Genomic DNA, 18651 nt, shown 5'->3' on the forward strand with positions numbered 1-18651 from the left:
GTATGCAGGAGGTACATATAACGATGACACAGCAAAATGCAGCATTTGAAGAACAATTTGGAGGGATTCCGGCCGTTTGGCTTCGTTTTAATCAGTTTGAAGCGGCAGTTATTCCTAGCGTGGGTGCCAACCTCGTTGCTTTTCGTGATACAGAAAAGGGTTTTCGTTACTTGAGAGAACCGAATCAGGACCAGATGGATGAGTTTATGGCTGCACCTGCGGTCTATGGAATTCCGATTCTTTCTCCACCGAACCGTTATGAGGATGGACGCTTCCCCTGGAATGGTAAAGTCTATCAGTTGCCTGTGAACGAACCGGCTACAGGTAACCATTTGCATGGATTTTTGCATGATGCCGAGTGGAAGGTTGAGGGATACGGTTCTGATCAGCTGGAGAGTTATGTGTTGCTTAGCCAGGACGTGAAAGAAGGACATACATTCCATCAGTACCTGCCGTTTACGTTTACGGTGACGCTTCGTTACTCTTTGAGCAGCCAAGGACTTCAGCAACAATTGATCGTCCGCAACAACGGGACTGAATATATGCCGAATTTGTTTGCATTCCACACGGCGATTGCTGTACCTTTTGCACCGGACAGTCAGGCCTCGGATTACACGGCCAAAGTTACGATTGGACAACGTCGTGAATTGAATGAGCGTTCCCTGCCAACAGGACAACTTCAACCGCTTACACCTGAGGAAGAACAATTGAAGAAAGACGGGGTTAGTCCGTTCTTTGCTGCCATGGATAATCATTACACTGCGGAGCCGCAGAATGGACGTAACTATATGGAACTTACGGATCACCGTACTGGAGACAAACTGGTATACGATGTGGGTACCTCCTACAAGCACTGGATGATCTGGAACAATAACATGGGTGGCGAATTCTTCTGTCCTGAACCACAGATGAACCTGGTTAACGCTCCTAATGTTGAAGGCATACCTGCAGAAGAAATCGGATTGATCGGTTTGGAACCAGGTGAACTATTCGAACAGAGCAGCCGATTGTATCCAATTGCGTCACAAAAATAATTCACGCTCATTTTGCGCTACGCTTACAATTTTGTCGAAAAGGTGAAAACCTGCTCGTAAATCATGTATAATATGACGAGATACACAAGCTTTGTAGAGACCCAAACCATCTTTTTGGAGGAGGACAAGCAAGTGGAATACCGCATTGAGAGAGATACGTTAGGCGAAATGAAAGTACCAGCCGACAGGCTGTGGGGAGCTCAGACGCAGCGCAGCAAGGAGAACTTCCCGATTGGCAATGAACATATGCCGATGGAAGTTATACGCGCCCTTGCCATTTTGAAAAAAAGTGCTGCGGCCAGTAACCATAAATTAGGTAAATTATCTGCGGCTAAGTCCGATGCTATTGCTTATGCAGCAGACGAGATTATTGCAGGCCGAATTGATGACCATTTCCCACTGGTAGTATGGCAGACGGGTAGCGGAACACAATCCAATATGAACGTGAACGAAGTGATTGCCAATCTTGGGAACCAACTGCTGGAGCAAAAGGGCAAGGAAGAGCGTCTGCATCCAAATGATGACGTGAACATGTCCCAGAGCTCCAACGATACATTCCCAACGGCTCTGCATGTTGCAGGTGTTCTGGCTGTTGAGGATCAACTCTTGCCGGCCATTGCGGTATTAAAAGCCACTTTTGCAGACAAGTCGGAGGCATTCAAGGATATTATCAAGATTGGACGTACTCACCTCCAGGATGCAACACCAATTACGCTTGGTCAGGAGATCAGTGGTTGGGAAGCCATGCTGGGCAAGAGTGAGCGTATGATCCGTGAAAGTGTACAGTATCTGAAGGAGCTTGCAATTGGCGGTACAGCTGTCGGAACGGGCATTAATGCACATCCGGACTTTGGGGACTTCACTGCCAAGGAGATTGGCAAACATACGGGGAAAGATTTTGTATCTGCACCAAACAAATTCCACGCACTTACAAGTCATGATGAAGTTGTGTATGCGCACGGTGCGGTTAAAGCGCTTGCAGCTGATTTGATGAAAATTGCCAATGATGTCCGCTGGTTGGCCAGTGGCCCTCGTAGTGGATTGGGCGAGATCCGTATTCCTGAGAATGAGCCAGGCAGCTCCATTATGCCGGGTAAAGTCAACCCAACTCAGAGCGAGGCCATTACTATGGTGGTTACGCAGGTCATGGGTAATGATGCAGCGATTGGTTTTGCGGCAAGTCAGGGTAATTTTGAACTGAATGTATTCAAACCGGTTATCATCTATAACTTCTTGCAATCCGTGCAACTCCTGGCGGACTCCATTATTGCGTTTAATGACAAGTGTGCCGTAGGCATTGAGCCTAATCTGGATCAGATTGAACATAATCTGAACAATTCGCTTATGCTAGTTACAGCGCTCAATCCGCATATTGGTTATGAGAATGCAGCCAAAATTGCGAAGCTTGCACATAAAGAAGGCTTGTCCTTGAAACAGGCGACGTTACAAACGGGCCTGCTTACCGAAGAGCAATTTGATCAATATGTCGATCCAGCCAAAATGATCGCTCCAAAGGCCTAAAATCAGCCAAAATGAGCAATATAGATCAATGAAGAGGACGACCTGCACAAGCAGGTCGTTTTTCTCATGCTTACCGATGAACTTAAAGCTTGTCAGACTATACGTATACATATAAACTACATATGCACCGTTTTAATTTAATTGAATGGGATACGTATATATTTGGAGGTTTCCGCGTTGTCAAAAACGAGAAGATTTACGATACGCTCCAAAATTTTATTGGGCTATCTTGTGGTTGTGCTTTTGTTTGGTGCTGTTCTGCTAGTGCTTACGGCCCAAATTAATGTGTTACAGAAGGAAAATGATTTTATCTCCCATCATGATCTGGAAGTACATAATCTGACCAACGCGATTGAAAAAAATGTCTTGAACATGGAGACAGGACAGCGTGGATTCATGATTACAGGCAATGAAAGTTACTTGGAGCCTTATTCCCAAGGCCTATCCCAGTGGAGTTCCAACTATGATCAGTTGAATGCTCTCATTAGCGATAATCCTTCACAGCAGCAGAGTCTGCAAAACATCAAAGCTCATATTACACGCTGGATTGAGATTGCTGGGGAGCCGTCGGTGGACTTGAAAAAGCAAGGAGATCAAGCGAAAGTTGTTGCATTCTTTCAATCTGATCCGGGTAAAACTGAAATTGATCTGCTTCGCTCTCAACTTACAACCTTCCGTAATACAGAGATCGCTCTGACCGAGGCGAGGGTTACTGAACTTGCCAGACGTAGCTCCACACTGCTGACGATTATGTACACGCTGTGGGGTATTATTGCAGCATTATCCATTGCAGCTGCGATTGTGATATCCGGAAATATCGTCAAAACGTTGCGAGATGTCATGCAAACCATCAGTGATATCTCTAAAGGTGGAAACCTGAAGCAGCGGATTCAGGTGCGCACACATGATGAAGTGGGAGACCTGGGCCACGAAACCAACAAATTACTGGATGAAGTACAGGAACAGAATCGGGTCAAGGACCAGATTACAGGCATTGCCACACTCTTACAGAACCCGACCAATCTGGAAGGATTGTCCCGCTTGTTCCTGAACGAGCTTGCCGTGTTGTTTGAAGTTCCCTATAGCGTCTTATATTACTGGAAAGACAATCGACTGCTGCGCTTGGCTGCATATGCTGGGGATGGAGAGAAAGAACGTTCGCTCGGTAAAGTGTCGCTTGCTCCGGGTGAGGGGCTTGTAGGTCAAAGTGCTGTGGAGAAGCGAGTTTTACGCATGAATGATCTGCCCCAGAACTATATCCGAATCTCTTCGGGTCTTGGGTATACATCTGCCACATCACTTACTGTAGTCCCGATCCTGTTCGAAGGCAGAACGATTGCGGTAATCGAGCTTGCTTCAATGAAGCCGTTGCAAGAGAATGATATGAAGCTGATGCAAGAACTGACGGATATTTTTAGTGTTTCCCTACACTCTACCGTCACTCGCATGGAATTACAGCAATTATATGATGAGTCACAAGTTCTGAATGAAGAATTACAGGCACAATCGGAGAAACTTCAGGCTCAGACCGAAGAGATGTTGTCTCAGACGGAGGAACTGCAAATGCAGACCGAAGAACTTCATATGCTTAACGATCGTCTGGAAGTACAGAAGAGTGCTGCAGAGACATCAGCCAATGAACTTTCGGTTGTGGCAGATCAGTTACGAACGAGCTCGGGGTACAAATCCGAATTCTTGGCGAACATGTCCCATGAACTGCGGACACCGCTCAACAGCATGTTGATTTTATCTGAGATATTGTCTGAAAATAAAAATCAACACTTGAATAGTGAAGAGCAGAACTATGCTTCAGTCATTCACAAATCAGGAAAAGACCTGCTGAATCTGATCAATGATATTCTGGATCTATCCAAGGTGGAAGCCGGACAGATGGAAGTGGATTTCGATGATGTCTATCTGGGCAGTGTTCCTGAAGTTATGAACCAGTATTTCCTGAAAACAGCTGAACAGAAAAAAATAGATTTCCGGATTCAGCTCCAAAGCCCTTTACCGGAAACGATCGTGACGGATGAGATGAGATTGCATCAGATTCTCCGAAACCTGCTCTCGAACGCATTCAAGTTCACCAGTGAGGGTGAAGTTGCCTTAACCATCTCCAAAATGAGTCTGGCTCATCCTGAATTGAAAGATCAAGAGACCGACGTGATTGCTTTTTCCGTCAGTGATACAGGGATCGGAATTGCGGATAACAAACTCGTGCAGATCTTCGATGCTTTCAAACAGGCGGATGGAGCTACAGCACGTAAATACGGGGGAACCGGACTTGGCCTGTCTATCTCTCAATCGCTTGCGAATTTGCTGGGGGGTTCAATCTCGGCAACAAGTCGTGAGGGGCAGGGCAGCGTGTTCACGCTATTCCTGCCACTGCGAAGAGATGAACCTGAGACTATGAATGCATCGCGGTTGTTCCTGAATGAGGTGGCTACCACTACACCTGAGATCAATAAGCTTCCTTCAATGACTTCCGGACAATCGGATGTTTTATTGACACCTTTGGAAGAAGCGTTGCTCAGCGGACGCCAAGTACTTGTTGTTGATGATGATATACGTAATGTATATGCCCTGGCTAACGCCCTTGAGCAATACGGTATGAATGTCATTTCAGCGCAGAACGGGTACGAGTGTCTGGAATTGTTGGAGCGTGGAGGAGTCAAGCCTGATATCATCATGATGGATATTATGATGCCGGAACTGGATGGTTATGAGACGACTCGCCAGATCCGTGAACGACTTGGTATGACTCAGCTTCCGATTATTGCGCTGACAGCCAAGGCCATGAAAGAGGATCGGGAGAAATGTATTGCAGCAGGTGCTTCGGACTATCTCAGCAAGCCATTGAATATCAAAGATGTATTATCCCGTATGAAATTATGGATGAATCACGAAACCATGGAAATCTGATCTAAAAACCTATGCCGATTACAGGAAAGTGCGCTGTAATTAGGTCATAGGTTTTATTTTTTTTGCCGTGTAAGCTTTATTCGGAAAATTGATGTTATAATACTTAACAACAAATAAAAGTTAAACACATGAATATGGATTTATTTAGAAGAAAAATGCGAGAATTAGTTTCGTTAACCAGAATGACATAATATTGTGTTATATATATGGGAGGTAGTGTCCATGCAACTTACGGTTAAAGAGGCTTTACAGGTGTACCCGTTGTCAGAGGCCAAACTGGTTGCGGGTGGAGAAGGGACTTCACGGATGATGAAATCCGTTAACGTCATGGACGCTCCTGATATCGCGGATTGGATCAAATCCGGAGAAATGTTGTTCACCACCGCTTTTATTATGAAAGACAGTGAGACGGATGCACTACGTTTGATGCGACGTTTGAATGAACGCGGCTGCGCAGGACTCGGCATCAAACTGGGACGTTTCTGGCAGTCCATTCCCCAAGGTATTGTCGAGGAAGCTGATCGGCTTCGTTTGCCACTCCTTGAGCTCCCCTTTCAATTCACCTTCTCCGACCAGATGAATGCCTTGTTCAAGGCTGAACATGAACGTAGCAACCGTTTGCTGCATGAGGTTGTGCAAAAGCAGAAAAAATTAATGCAGTTTGCGCTGCAACAGCAGCCACATCGGAATGTGTTTGCCGAACTTGCCACGGTGCTGAACTATCCGCTTGCCGTCATTGGTTCACGTGGGCATGTGCTGTATGGTAGTGAAGGCATTGCAGGGGATGCTGTAACCCAAGGCTGGCCTTGGAAATCCGTCATGCACCGAGTGAAATGGAATCAGGGAAGTTGTCATCGCGTACCCATCAAGCAAAATGATGAAGAATACGGATCGTTGCTTGTGTTTACCGATTCAGCCTTATCACTTAGAGCGGAGGAAGAGCTGTTCCAACAGGCTGCGGATGTACTGGCATTTTATATGGATATGACTTATCGCGAGCATATTAATCCGACTGTGCAAGATGAGATGCGTACACTGCTTTCACAGTATCTGGATAACAAAATGACTGTTCAGGAATTGACCACTTTGAGTGAAAACAAAGGTGTACATCTATTCCAGGGAACTTATCAGTGCGTACTGATTACACTTGAGCCGACTCTGTTTGCCGAGGGAAAGTTGCTTAAACAGATTCATCGTGAGTTGCAATACAATCCGCTGATGCAATTCACGGCCTCACAGCATTTTCAGATCGAAGATGGCATTCTGTCCATCTACACCTGTCCAACAGGGCGAGATTATGGAGAGGAGCTGTCAAGTTTTCTCTTGAGCCGTTTCGGTGATGTTCTGGCAGCGCAAGAAGCAAAAGGAGCACCGGCTCCGCGTTTCTGGATCAGCAAAATGAAACATGAGCCCAAATCGCTCCGTGAAGCATACCAGGAGTGTCTGGATACTCGACAACTGGCTCGTCGATTCGGCATGAAAGACCGTGCGTTGCAATTTGAAATGCTCGAATTTGCCTATGTGTTCCAACACGTACCGGATAACATCATGGAGAACTACTGCAATAAAGTACTCGAACCACTACTTGCCAGGGATGGTGATCCCAATCAGGTGCTGATGAATACATTGGAGTCCTTTATCGAGAATGACGGACTGATCAATGAAGCTGCCAAGCAACTGTTTGTGCATCGCAACACGGTCACTTATCGGATGGAGAAAGTTGGCAGCTTGCTGCAAATGGACTTTAAGAAAACGAATGATCTGCTTAAGTTAAAGCTGGTATTCACCTTCCGCAAGTTCGTGCGGGACAAAGCAGCTGCAAGACCGCACAATGTCCAACTCTAGACCGCAAATTGTGCAACATGACAATGCTAGCGGGTTAGACTCCCAAGAACCGCATTCCGTTGATGGAGTGCGGTTTTTTCATGTTTGAGGACAACAAAAGCTGATCTTCCCGTGCACAGCAAACAAATCACAACTCTGATGTTATGTTATATTACAAAATTGCGTAAATATTGTTGTCGCGACATTGAACGGCACTTAGAATGAAGAACAATAATCCACAACAGACCGGAGGTTCTAACATGAGCGACTTAATTAAACTTGTTAACAACTGGTCTATCACACAGTTTGTGCATGCGTTTGGCGGCTTATTTGAGGAATCACCATGGGTGGCTGAGCGTTCCGGGCTTTCACGACCTTTTGATTCATTTGAACAGATGATGAAAGTGATGAAAAACGTGGTTCAGGCATCGGATGAACAGGTGAAGTTGCAGTTGCTTCGAAATCACCCGGATCTTGGAGCACGAATCAGCATGAGCAGCAGCTCCGTTCAGGAGCAGGCTGGTGCAGGACTTGATTCACTCTCACAAGAGCAATACAACGAACTTCAACAATTAAACAAAGCATATACGAGCCAATTTGGCTTTCCTTTCATATTGGCCGTTAAAGGCCATACCGCAAGCTCCATCCTCGAATCCATGAGACAACGTCATCGCCGAGGCAGGGAAGAAGAATTCGAGACTGCATTGAAGGAAGTATTCAAAATTGCGGGCATTCGTTTGGAGCAGTGGCTTGCACAGATCGGTCATGAACATGAGTTCGTGAGCAAGCGAGCCGCAGTGCAGCAGCGGACGATGTATTACGGCAAAGGGGATGTGTGGATGTACCGTTCCTACGCCAAACCGTTGACGGGGATACAGTCCATTCCGGAATCTCCTTTTATGGGACGCAGCAATATTCTGTTTGGATTAAACATCAAGGTTGCTGTGCAGGGGGATGAATTCTTGCCTTCTTTTGCAGAAGGGGATAATTCGCTGGTGGTCGCAACCGATTCGATGAAAAATTTCATTCTCAAACATGCAGCGGATTACACAGGAGCGACGGTGGAAGGATTTCTTGCGCTGGTAAGTCGGCGTTTCCTGGAGACGTATCCGCAGATGAGCAAGGTTCAGATGACAGCGGACCAGATTCCGTTTGAAGATATACCCATTGGATTAGAAGGAAGTTATCGACCGAGTGCGCTCGTATTTCGTTATTCGCAGAATGATCGGGCGACAGCTGCCGTGGAAGCAGAACGATCAGGAGACTCGATTGAACTCAGCAACCATTTCAGTGGTGTAGCCGATCTGAGACTGATCAAGGTCAAAGGCAGTGAATTTGCCGGATTCATGCAGGATGAATATACCACTCTTCCAGAGACAAGGGATAGACCGTTATTTATTTTCCTGAACATCAATTGGCGTTATGAAGATCCGAGAGATGGCATGGACGATCAGCGTGGACGGTATGTAGCGGCGGAACAGGTCAGAGATTTGGCTGCTGCGGTATTTCATGAGTGTCGATCCGCTTCCATTCAACATCTGATCTACCAGATTGGACGAAGATTGTTAAGTCGATTTGAGCAACTGAGTGAGGTTTCATTTGAGTCTAACAATCGGACATGGGAGACAGTGCTGGAGGAAGTAAAAGAGGGGGAAGGCAAAGTGTTTACCGAGCCGAGACCGCCATATGGATTCCAGGGTTTCTCGATGACAAGGGATGATCTGGGAACAGACGGCCGTGACTCCGGGAAAGCAGGTGACGTCTAATGGCGCTGTCTGATGGACGAATTACAACTCATGTGCTGGATACATCCAAAGGCGTGCCTGCTTCGGGTGTTCGGATCGAGCTGTATACCCTGAAGAGGGATGGGGAGCAGGAAAGCAAGACAAAAGTGGCTGAATCGGTTACCAATGCGGATGGACGTTTGGATGCACCGCTGATGGATGGAGGCAAGTTGGAGCCAGCCATATATGAGCTTCAATTCCATGTCGAGAGTTATTACGCACAGCGTTCGTTGGAGGAGCTAGGCCAGGCATTATGGACGATTGTTCCGATTCGTTTTGCCGTATCTGATGCCTCAAGACATTATCATATTCCGTTATTGATTGCTCCAGGGGGTTACAGTACATACCGGGGAAGCTGAACATGCACACATCCGGTTCTGATTCAGGAGGAGGGTCATCCACATGACAACATTTGATACCATCATCCGGGGGGCCCGGGTGGTGCTGAGAGATCGGGTAGAACAACTGGATATTGGCATAACTGGTGAAAAAATAACGGAACTATCCACGCGGCTGACCGCTGGTGAAGCAACTTGCATCATAGAAGCTGAGGGGCTTACAGTGATGCCGGGTGTCGTGGACATTCATGTACACTTCAATGAACCCGGACTCGCCAGTTGGGAGGGATTTCGATCGGGTTCGGCAGCTCTTGCCGCAGGGGGAATCACGACCTATGTCGATATGCCGCTTAACGGTGTACCACCAACCACAAGGCCGGAAGCATGGGAGATGAAAAAGAAAGCAGCTGCCGACCAATCCTATGTTGATTATGCCTTCTGGGGAGGTTTGGTTCCCGGCAATCGTGAGGAACTTGCTCCACTGGCTGGGTTGGGTGCTGCCGGATTCAAGGCATTTATGTCCGAGCCAGGTGGAGATGGGGAAGATATTTTTGCCAGAGCCGATGATCATACGTTACTGGACGGGATGAATGAACTTGCCAAATTAAACCGTGTGCTGGCACTTCATGCAGAGGACGAAGGCATCGTTGCCGAACTCGGTGCGAAAAGCATCGCTGAGGGAAAGACTGAACCAATGGATTATATCCGGTCCCGTCCTGTGGAAGCTGAAGTCGTCGCGGTTGCCCGAGCATTGAAATATGGTGAACAGACCGGGTGTGCGCTGCATTTTGTGCATATTAGCACCCGGGAAGCACTGGACTTAATTGCAGCGGCTAAACGGCGTGGGCAAGATGTCACTTCGGAGACATGCCCTCATTATTTGACACTGACCGAACAGGATGTGATCCGATTGGGTGCTGTGGCGAAATGCGCTCCACCGCTTCGTAGCTCTTCCGAACAGCAGCAATTATGGGATGCACTGACATCGGGATTGATTGACGTTATTGCCTCAGACCATTCTCCGTGTCCGCCATCCATGAAACAATCCGATAACTTCTTCAAAATCTGGGGCGGTATATCCGGTGCGCAAAGCACATTGCTAATCATGCTGGAGGATGGACATCTTCGGCGTAATATCGACCTCCCGTTGCTCGGAAGAGTGCTCTCCCTTCAGCCTGCCAGAAGGCTTGGTCTGGAGAACAAAGGAGAGATTGCGATCGGCAAGGATGCAGATCTGGTCCTGATTGACTGGGAGAAAAGCACAACCCTGAACACGAAGGATCTGCTCTATACGCATAAACAGAGCCCCTATGTGGGACGTACATTTAACTGTCAGATTGCAGACGTATATTGCCGTGGGCAGCGTGTTTACAACTTGGAATCCGGTTTATCTCCTGTGCCTGGCGGACAGCACATTACGGCTTACTCTTCTAGTCCCATCGAAGCGGGAACGGAGGAGACGCTATGACGGAGTCTGGAGTATACCGGTCATCCGGTACAAATAATGCCCCACTTCCTTTGCCGAATGTGGAACAGGTGGAGCTGCAAGCCATGCTTGACTGGCTGTCGACATATGGCGCGGATGCACAGGGCGGCGTTACAAGACTGTTGTATGACTCGGCTTGGTGTGAAGCACAAGGTGCCCTTGCAGCCAAAATGCAGGAGAAAGGGCTGTCTCCCGAATTTGACCAGTCCGGTAATCTGTATGGCACACTCAAGAGTGAGGGTAAGGAATCAGCGACTGGTGCTGAAGAATTGCCGATTGTGACCGGATCACATATTGATACGGTGGTGTATGGCGGCAAATATGATGGTGCTTACGGTGTGGTGGCTGGTGTTCTTGCTTTGGAGTATTTACAGAAGCATTTTGGAGCACCGAAGCGAACACTTCAAGTGGTATCGTTATGCGAAGAAGAGGGAAGTCGATTCCCTTTTGCGTATTGGGGTTCACGCAGTATAACAGGAATAACGGCTCTGGAAGATGTAGAGCATCTGAAGGATCAAGATGGCGTTACCTTTGCACAAGCGATCCGGGATGCGGGTTTTGGACCTGATAGTGCATATAGACCTGCCGCGAAAAATTACGGTGCCTTTATTGAGCTTCACATTGAGCAAGGTCAGGTTCTGGAACGTCTTGGACATTCGATTGGAGTTGTATCCGATATCGTAGGTCAGAAGCGGTTCAGTATTACCGTAAGCGGGGAAGCGAATCACGCAGGAACGACGCCGATGTCCTGGCGCAAAGACGCACTTGCCGGAGCAGCCGAGATGATTACTGTGGTAAGGAGTGTCGCATTGGATGCAGGAGAACCGCTTGTAGCCACGGTTGGGCGAATCACGGCCGATCCGGGTGTTGGGAATGTAGTTGCAGCACGGGCGGTGTTTTCACTCGATATCCGCCATATCCGGCAGGAGAGTATGGATCGCTGCTGGCAGGATATGCTCCAGGCATTTAGTCGTATCGCAGCCGAGCAGCAGCTTGTACTGGACTGGCAAGAGCATCTATCCGTCACACCTATTCCCATGAACGCACAGATGATCTCAGACATTCAGGATACCTGTGAGCAGGAGCAGTTGTCCTACTGGTTAATGCCAAGCGGCGCGGGACATGATTCGCAGATTTTTCAGCCGGCTTGTCCGACGGCCATGATCTTTGTGCCGAGTCAGGACGGTATTAGTCATAATCCACTTGAATATACAGCTGAAGCAGACCTGATGCACGGTTTTCGGGTTCTGGTCCGGCTACTCTATAAATACGGTTACGGGAGTTGAATGCAGATGTCCACCTATAAAGAGTTATCTCCGTCCTTGCGGACCATTATGACCCCGGGACCCGTTGAGGTTGATCCGCGTGTGCTAAGAGCATTATCCTTTCCGATCCTGGGGCAGTTTGACCCGGAGTTCACATCCTTGATGAACGAGACAATGGCGATGCTGCGAGAGCTGTATATGACAGATAACGAGTGGTGTTATCCAGTTGATGGTACATCCCGTTCAGGGATAGAAGCTGTGTTGGTCAGCCTAATTCAGCCCGGTGACAAAGTTCTCGTCCCGATCTATGGGCGATTCGGACATCTGCTGGTTGAAATCTCGGAACGCTGTGGTGCAGAGGTTGTCTTTTTCGAAACGGAATGGGGAACGGTATTTGATCCGGAAGAGGTGATCAAGGCGATCCATACCCATAAACCAAGTCTGGTTGCGATGGTTCACGGTGAGACTTCCACCGGACAGATGCAACCCCTTGCCGAGATTGGCAAAGCCTGTCGCGATCTTGATATTTTACTCGTTGTAGATGCTGTGGCTACCATTGGTGGGACTCCGGTGGAGACGGATGCGTGGCATCTGGATGCGGTAATGGGTGGTACGCAGAAATGCCTGTCTGTTCCTTCAGGGATGGCACCTCTCACATACAACAGTCGAGTGGAGCAGAAACTGATGAGCCGCAAAACAGTTGAACGCGGACTGCGAGATGCAACCAGTGCGAGGGCAGAAGGCCGCACGATTGCCAGCAATTATTTTGACCTGAGCCAATTGCAGGATTACTGGAGTTCAGCACGGTTGAACCACCATACAGAAGCTACCTCTATGCTCTACGGTCTTCACGAAGGATTACGTATTCTGCTGCAAGAAGGATTGGAGGCAAGGTTCCAGAGACATCTGGTGAATGAACGTGCGTTGGTCGCTGGAATTCAAGGAATGGGACTACAGTTGTATGGGGATATGTCAAGCAAACTTCCGGTAGTTACCTGTATCACCATTCCGGAGGGGATTGATGGTGAGTCGGTGCGCAGGATGTTGCTGAACGATTTCAGCATTGAGATTGCCAGTTCATTTGGACCGTTGAAAGGGCAGATCTGGCGGATCGGTACAATGGGATTCAGCTGCCAACGCAAGAACGTACTTCATGTGCTGGGAGCGCTGGAAGCTGTTCTTCTCCGTCATCGTCACGTATTACCAGCCGGTGAAGCGGTGCAGGCCGCATTGGATGTGTATGCAGGGAAGGAGGGTGCCTTATGTTAAACCAGATGCCAATCTCCAGAGAGGTTATGGTCACCTCTCCTCATTATCTAGCGAGTGCAGTTGGAAGTTCTATCCTCCAGCAGGGCGGTAATGCTTATGATGCCGCTGTTGCGGTCAGTGCAGCTCTGGGTGTGGTATATCCGCATATGACCGGACTTGGCGGGGATGCCTTCTTCCTGATTCATGACGGAGCCAGCGGTGAGATTACCGCCTATAACGGAAGTGGCCGCTCAGCCGCAGGCATTCATGCGGATACGTTCAAAGTGATGGGCATGAATGCCATCCCTCAACGTGGTGTGCTTAGTGCCATCACAGTTCCGGGAATGGTGGATGCCTGGTGGGAAGTCTGGTCCCGGTACGGTAAGTTACCGTGGGAGCAGTTGCTTGAACCTGCCGCGCAGTATGCGGAAAAAGGATGCCCTGTATCCCGAAATCTCCGCCTGTGGATGGAAAGGGATGAAGATTTCATTATGGGGCATACACCGCTGCGAGCGGTATTTGCGCCTTCGGGTACACTTTTGCAGGAAGGTGAGCTGCTGATCCAGCCTGATCTTGCTGCCTCCATTCGTCTGATTCAGACGGGGGGAAGAGACTCTTTTTATACAGGAGAACTCGCGGATCGTCTGACTTCGGCTATTCGTGAGGATGGGGGCATGCTTGCCCCAGCAGACTTTGCAGGACATCGTGGCGAGTGGGTGAACCCCGTTAGCACGGAGTATCGTGGCTATGAAGTTCATCAGATGCCGCCCAACTCGCAGGGATTCTCGATGCTGATGATGTTAAATATGCTGGAGCATACGGATCTGTCCTCTGTAGCACGTACCTCACCTGAATTCTATCATCTGATGGCGGAAGTGGTGAAAAAGGCTTTTCGGGATCGTGACCGTTATCTGACGGACCCGGATTTCAGGGATATTCCGCTGGATCATCTGTTATCCAAGGGTTATGGAGACCAACTGTGGAATGAGATTCAGTCTGCTCCACCTGTGGCACAGCCGTTTTTGTCCAAAACGATAGGTCAGGACACGGCGTATGCAGCGGTTGTTGATAGCGAAGGCAATGCCGTTTCATTCATCCAAAGCCTGTATTTTGACTTCGGTGCAGCCTATGTTCCAGGGGATACGGGGGTTATCATGCAGAACCGGGGGTCGTTTTTCTCCTTAGATCCAAGGGATGCCAACGTTTTGGAACCGAACAAACGCTCATTCCATACCCTCATGCCGGGCCTTGTTACACGAGATGGCAAACCATATATGCTCGTGGGTACACAGGGAGGAGAAGGCCAGCCGCAGACACAATTATCGGTGCTTACCGGAGTGCTTGATTACGGGCTGAACATCCAGGAAGCAATCAGCCTGCCGCGTTGGGTGTACGGACGTACCTGGGGCGAAGAAGGCGATACGATGCGTGTGGAGAATCGATATCATGATGACGTATGTGCAACCCTTGCCCAGTGGGGACATAACGTTGAAGCGAGAGCGCCGTGGGACGGAATTATGGGACAATCGCAAGGCATTGTCATTCGTGAGGACGGCATGATTAGCGGCGCAGCAGATCCCAGAGGCGATGGCATGGCTATTGGGTGGTAACAGTTACATGAACACTTATAAGTTCAACTAGATATTTACACGATAACAGCGATCGGAAGGTTAGTCTGTCATTGGAGTGAGAGTGTAAATATGTATGAGTTGTACTATATAGACAGACACAGATAGGGGAGATTGGCATGGGAACGATCCTGCTGAAAGGCGCACAGCTTGTGACGATGAATGCAGAAGAGGAAGTGTTCATCGGAGATCTGTTGATCGAGGATAACAAAATCAAGGAGATTGCAGCTCACATTGACGTTCAGGCTGACCAGGTCATTGATGCTCGTGGCAAAGTGCTGTTGCCAGGTTTCATCCAGACGCATATTCATCTGTGTCAGACCTTGTTCCGTGGACGTGCGGATGATCTGGAACTGATGGATTGGCTCCGTCAACGAATCTGGCCGCTGGAAGCAGCACATGATGAGGAGTCCGTGTATTATTCGGCAATGCTCGGTTTGGGCGAATTGATCTCCAGCGGAACCACGACCATTTTGGATATGGAGACGGTACATCACACAGACTCGGCGTTTCAGGCGATGGCACAGAGTGGCATCCGGGTCATCTCCGGCAAGGTAATGATGGATCATGGAGACGAGGTTCCGGAACCCCTGCGTGAGGATACAGCAACTTCGCTGCAACAGAGTGTGGATCTGCTGGAGAAATGGAACGGGTTTGGCGGAGGTCGCATTCAGTATGCTTTCTGTCCACGCTTCGTTGTATCGTGTACCGAAGAATTGCTGGTAGAGGTGCGCGACCTGTCGAATAAATATCATGTCAAAGTCCACACCCATGCCTCCGAGAATCGCGGAGAGATTGAACTGGTAGAACACGAACGCGGAATGCGTAATATCGTATACCTTGATCATATCGGTCTGGCTACCCCAAGATTGGTGCTGGCCCACTGTGTATGGCTGAGTGAGGAAGAGAAGGAGATCATCCGCAAGCGCGGTGTCAAAGTCACTCACTGTCCTGGATCAAATATGAAACTTTCCTCCGGGGTAGCAGATATTCCGGATCTACTGAATCGGCAGATCGCGGTTGGGATTGGGGCAGATGGTGCCGCATGCAACAATAATCTGGATATGTTTCAGGAGATGCGCCTGACGGCCCTGATGCAGAAGATTCCTCATGGTCCAACGGTGATGGATGCTCGGACCGTATTACGCATGGCTACCATGGGCGGTGCAGAGGTGCTTGGCTTGTCGAAGGAAATTGGCAGTCTCGAAGTGGGCAAAAAGGCAGATATGCTGCTGCTGGATCTGGATGATTTCCACACGTACCCTTCCTATGAGACGGATGTCTATTCCCGCGTAGTGTATTCCGCAACACGTAGCTGTGTGGATACCGTTATTATTGACGGAAGTATCGTGCTCAAGAATCGTAAGATTCAGACGATTGATCGTGGCATTGTGCTGCGTGAGTCGGATAAGAGTATTGCAAGATTGATGAAACGTATCTGATCGAAGGAAGTTTATGCAATTCCAGAAAGGATGGAGACCGCTATGGAAATGCATGATCTGTGTGCAATTGCAGCCCGTGAAACGCGCTGCGTGCTCGCAACAGCGATTAAGGTAGAGGGTCATGCTTACCGTAAGCAGGGAGTCTCTATGCTGTTGACTGAGGATGGCAAAATGGTTGGCAGTATCAGTCCGGGATGTCTGGAGAGTGATCTTCAGGCCCGGGTGAGCCATGTGCTGGATACGAAGCAGATGGAATTCGCGGAATACGACATGCGTCCCGAGGATGATCTGTCCTGGGGTGAGACGATTGGCTGCGGCGGACTCGTTGTTGTGCTGCTTGAACCTGTGTGTGGTGAACTCCAACATACGTTACAGAAGATGCAAGAGTGTTTTCAATCCGGCGTTGCAACAGCGTTAACCCGAACGTTCCAAGATGATTACACAAGGGTTCAATATGGCTGGAGACGGATTGAACCAGCGGGTACCGGGCGCCAGCCAATCTTGCGTCCTTCGCTCGTCCCTCCTCATGATCGCGTGGCGGATTATAATCCAGCTTCATTGCAGGTTAATGTACAGCATAGCAGTGGAAATACCAAGCATGAACATACGGGATCAACACAACATTCTCCGGATATACCTCACCTTATGCTTGTACCTGAAGTGGTACCTGCTACGTCAAATGGAACTCACTCTTCCCATCTATCCGGTGATTCACAACATATCTCTGATACTGATGCTGAAATACCGACAAACGACGGGGGTTCAACGAATCCCTGGGACCTCCCGCGGCAACTTACTTCGCTGTACACACCTAAACCTCGCCTGATTATCATCGGAGCCGGGAATGATGTTATTCCTGTTGCTAGACTCGCCTGGTCTGCAGGATTCCGTGTAGTGGTAGCCGATTGGCGAGAGTCCTTATGCACCTCGGACCGGTTCCCAGAAACCGAACTTGTGCTGGGTTTTCCACGTGAGATCATGCCTCTGTTAAAAGTGAACAGCGGAGATTATTTGATTTTGATGAGTCACAATTTTCCCCGCGAACGTGAACTGTTGGAGATGGTAGTGGACTGTGAGTACGCGTATCTTGGCATCATGGGTTCCAAAACACGAACAGCCCGTCTGCTGGATGGCTTACCACCGTTGAAATATGTGCATTCTCCCGTTGGTTTGAGCATCGGAGCAGACGGTCCCGAACAGATCGCCATCAGCATTGTAGCGGAATTGATCGCATGTAAACATAAGGTTTCTTCCTTGAGTTCCGAGTTCGGGCAGAAGGGAAGCGTTGCACATGCGAATGACGGGCATAGTTCTGGCAGCAGGTAAGAGTTGTCGCCTTGGTCGGGATAAACTCTCGGTTGTCATGCCGGACGGGAGATCACTGGCCGCTTGGTCACTGGAAGCTGCGCTGAATTCAGATCTGGATCAAGTGGTCTGTGTAGTCAAACCGGAAGATTCATTGGCATGGCTGCCTGTAAAATGGATTGATTCAGCCGCGTATGTCTATCATCCCACAGTGAGACTTCGAATTGTGGTCTGTGCTGACTATGCCTGCGGTATGGCCAATTCTCTTCATTCTGGCGTATTGTCGGCTATGGAGTACAAACCGGAGGGCATTCTCATGTTACTGGGTGATCAGCCTTTATTACAAACGCAGGATATTAATCGAGTGACCACAGCACTGGCTACCCACAAACTGTGTGACTATGTCGCAGCTACAGACGGTGAGGGAGGCAAGCCGCCCGTTGCTTTTCGATCCCATATGTTCGGACCTCTGTTGTCTCTGCATGGAGATGAGGGGGCACGCAAGATTATGCGCAGCGCTAACTATTCAGGTGTACATGTACCCCTGTCTGAGTCTAGTTTCTGGGATGCGGATACAGAACCGGAATTGGAACGTATTCTGAATCATGTATATGAATCGGGGCAGGCAGACTAAATAATAGGAGAAGATTAATGACTATGTATAATTTAATTACATGATCAGGTCAGCCAGGCAGTCTGGTTGGCCTGTTTGTCTTCTTTTCACGTATGGTGAAAGAGACTTCATGTTAGCTTTTGATAGATCATAATGCATCAAGCACAATTAGAACGCAGGTTTTATACATTTATCCAAAACGATGTGAAGGTAATTGACGTTGCTGCTTATCTCTCATATG

General features: G+C 48.7%; 13 protein-coding genes. All 13 read left to right on the forward strand.

The window, feature by feature from the left end; translation table 11 throughout:
* The first annotated feature begins 23 nt into the window (after window positions 1–23).
* The 13 genes from C170_RS20810 to C170_RS20875 all read left to right on the forward strand — a co-directional run bounded on the left by C170_RS20810 (window position 24) and on the right by C170_RS20875 (window position 18431).
* Window positions 24–1034 (forward strand): aldose 1-epimerase, encoded by a 1011-nt coding sequence (locus C170_RS20810; RefSeq protein ID WP_036613756.1) that lies wholly within the window; start codon window positions 24–26, stop codon window positions 1032–1034.
* A gap of 132 nt (window positions 1035–1166) precedes the next feature.
* Window positions 1167–2555 (forward strand): class II fumarate hydratase, encoded by a 1389-nt coding sequence (fumC, locus tag C170_RS20815; RefSeq protein WP_017688147.1) that lies wholly within the window; start codon window positions 1167–1169, stop codon window positions 2553–2555.
* 177 nt (window positions 2556–2732) lie between these two features.
* On the forward strand, window positions 2733–5477 hold the full coding sequence (locus C170_RS20820; RefSeq protein ID WP_036613757.1) for a CHASE3 domain-containing protein: 2745 nt from the start codon (window positions 2733–2735) through the stop codon (window positions 5475–5477).
* 222 nt (window positions 5478–5699) lie between these two features.
* Window positions 5700–7322: a PucR family transcriptional regulator gene (locus C170_RS20825; RefSeq protein ID WP_036613758.1), complete on the forward strand. Its 1623-nt coding sequence runs from the start codon at window positions 5700–5702 to the stop codon at window positions 7320–7322.
* 239 nt (window positions 7323–7561) lie between these two features.
* Complete coding sequence (gene pucL / locus C170_RS20830) at window positions 7562–9067, forward strand: factor-independent urate hydroxylase (RefSeq protein ID WP_051447329.1); 1506 nt, start codon at window positions 7562–7564, stop codon at window positions 9065–9067.
* Window positions 9067–9444 carry a hydroxyisourate hydrolase gene (uraH, locus tag C170_RS20835; RefSeq protein ID WP_036613759.1) on the forward strand — a complete coding sequence of 126 codons (378 nt, stop codon included), beginning with the start codon at window positions 9067–9069 and terminating at the stop codon, window positions 9442–9444. Before pucL ends, uraH begins: the two co-directional genes overlap by 1 nt.
* A gap of 43 nt (window positions 9445–9487) precedes the next feature.
* Window positions 9488–10891 (forward strand): allantoinase AllB, encoded by a 1404-nt coding sequence (allB, locus tag C170_RS20840; RefSeq protein ID WP_036613760.1) that lies wholly within the window; start codon window positions 9488–9490, stop codon window positions 10889–10891.
* Entirely contained in the window at window positions 10888–12195 is a 1308-nt protein-coding gene (locus C170_RS20845) for a Zn-dependent hydrolase (RefSeq protein ID WP_051447330.1), read from the forward strand. Before allB ends, C170_RS20845 begins: the two co-directional genes overlap by 4 nt.
* A 6-nt stretch (window positions 12196–12201) precedes the next feature.
* Entirely contained in the window at window positions 12202–13443 is a 1242-nt protein-coding gene (locus C170_RS20850; protein WP_036613761.1) for a pyridoxal-phosphate-dependent aminotransferase family protein, read from the forward strand.
* Window positions 13437–15032: a gamma-glutamyltransferase gene (gene ggt / locus C170_RS20855; protein WP_036613763.1), complete on the forward strand. Its 1596-nt coding sequence runs from the start codon at window positions 13437–13439 to the stop codon at window positions 15030–15032. The genes C170_RS20850 and ggt overlap by 7 nt, the downstream gene beginning before the upstream one ends.
* A 137-nt stretch (window positions 15033–15169) precedes the next feature.
* Window positions 15170–16492, forward strand: a complete 1323-nt coding sequence (locus C170_RS20860; RefSeq protein ID WP_036613764.1) for a 5'-deoxyadenosine deaminase — start codon at window positions 15170–15172, stop codon at window positions 16490–16492.
* A gap of 42 nt (window positions 16493–16534) precedes the next feature.
* Entirely contained in the window at window positions 16535–17818 is a 1284-nt protein-coding gene (locus C170_RS31070) for an XdhC family protein (RefSeq protein WP_051447331.1), read from the forward strand.
* Complete coding sequence (locus C170_RS20875) at window positions 17784–18431, forward strand: nucleotidyltransferase family protein (protein WP_036613765.1); 648 nt, start codon at window positions 17784–17786, stop codon at window positions 18429–18431. The genes C170_RS31070 and C170_RS20875 overlap by 35 nt, the downstream gene beginning before the upstream one ends.
* Window positions 18432–18651 lie beyond the last annotated feature (220 nt).

The organism is Paenibacillus sp. FSL H7-689 (assembly GCF_000517905.1).
Lineage (GTDB): Bacteria > Bacillota > Bacilli > Paenibacillales > Paenibacillaceae > Paenibacillus > Paenibacillus amylolyticus.

What these genes read in the sequence shown, in the direction of transcription:
- C170_RS20810 (WP_036613756.1), top strand. Translation starts at nt 24, where the DNA reads ATGACACAGCAAAATGCAGCATTTGAAGAACAATTTGGAGGGATTCCG.
- C170_RS20825 (WP_036613758.1), top strand. Translation starts at nt 5,700, where the DNA reads ATGCAACTTACGGTTAAAGAGGCTTTACAGGTGTACCCGTTGTCAGAG.
- pucL (WP_051447329.1), top strand. Translation starts at nt 7,562, where the DNA reads ATGAGCGACTTAATTAAACTTGTTAACAACTGGTCTATCACACAGTTT.
- uraH (WP_036613759.1), top strand. Translation starts at nt 9,067, where the DNA reads ATGGCGCTGTCTGATGGACGAATTACAACTCATGTGCTGGATACATCC.
- allB (WP_036613760.1), top strand. Translation starts at nt 9,488, where the DNA reads ATGACAACATTTGATACCATCATCCGGGGGGCCCGGGTGGTGCTGAGA.
- C170_RS20845 (WP_051447330.1), top strand. Translation starts at nt 10,888, where the DNA reads ATGACGGAGTCTGGAGTATACCGGTCATCCGGTACAAATAATGCCCCA.
- C170_RS20850 (WP_036613761.1), top strand. Translation starts at nt 12,202, where the DNA reads ATGTCCACCTATAAAGAGTTATCTCCGTCCTTGCGGACCATTATGACC.
- ggt (WP_036613763.1), top strand. Translation starts at nt 13,437, where the DNA reads ATGTTAAACCAGATGCCAATCTCCAGAGAGGTTATGGTCACCTCTCCT.
- C170_RS20860 (WP_036613764.1), top strand. Translation starts at nt 15,170, where the DNA reads ATGGGAACGATCCTGCTGAAAGGCGCACAGCTTGTGACGATGAATGCA.
- C170_RS31070 (WP_051447331.1), top strand. Translation starts at nt 16,535, where the DNA reads ATGGAAATGCATGATCTGTGTGCAATTGCAGCCCGTGAAACGCGCTGC.
- C170_RS20875 (WP_036613765.1), top strand. Translation starts at nt 17,784, where the DNA reads ATGCGAATGACGGGCATAGTTCTGGCAGCAGGTAAGAGTTGTCGCCTT.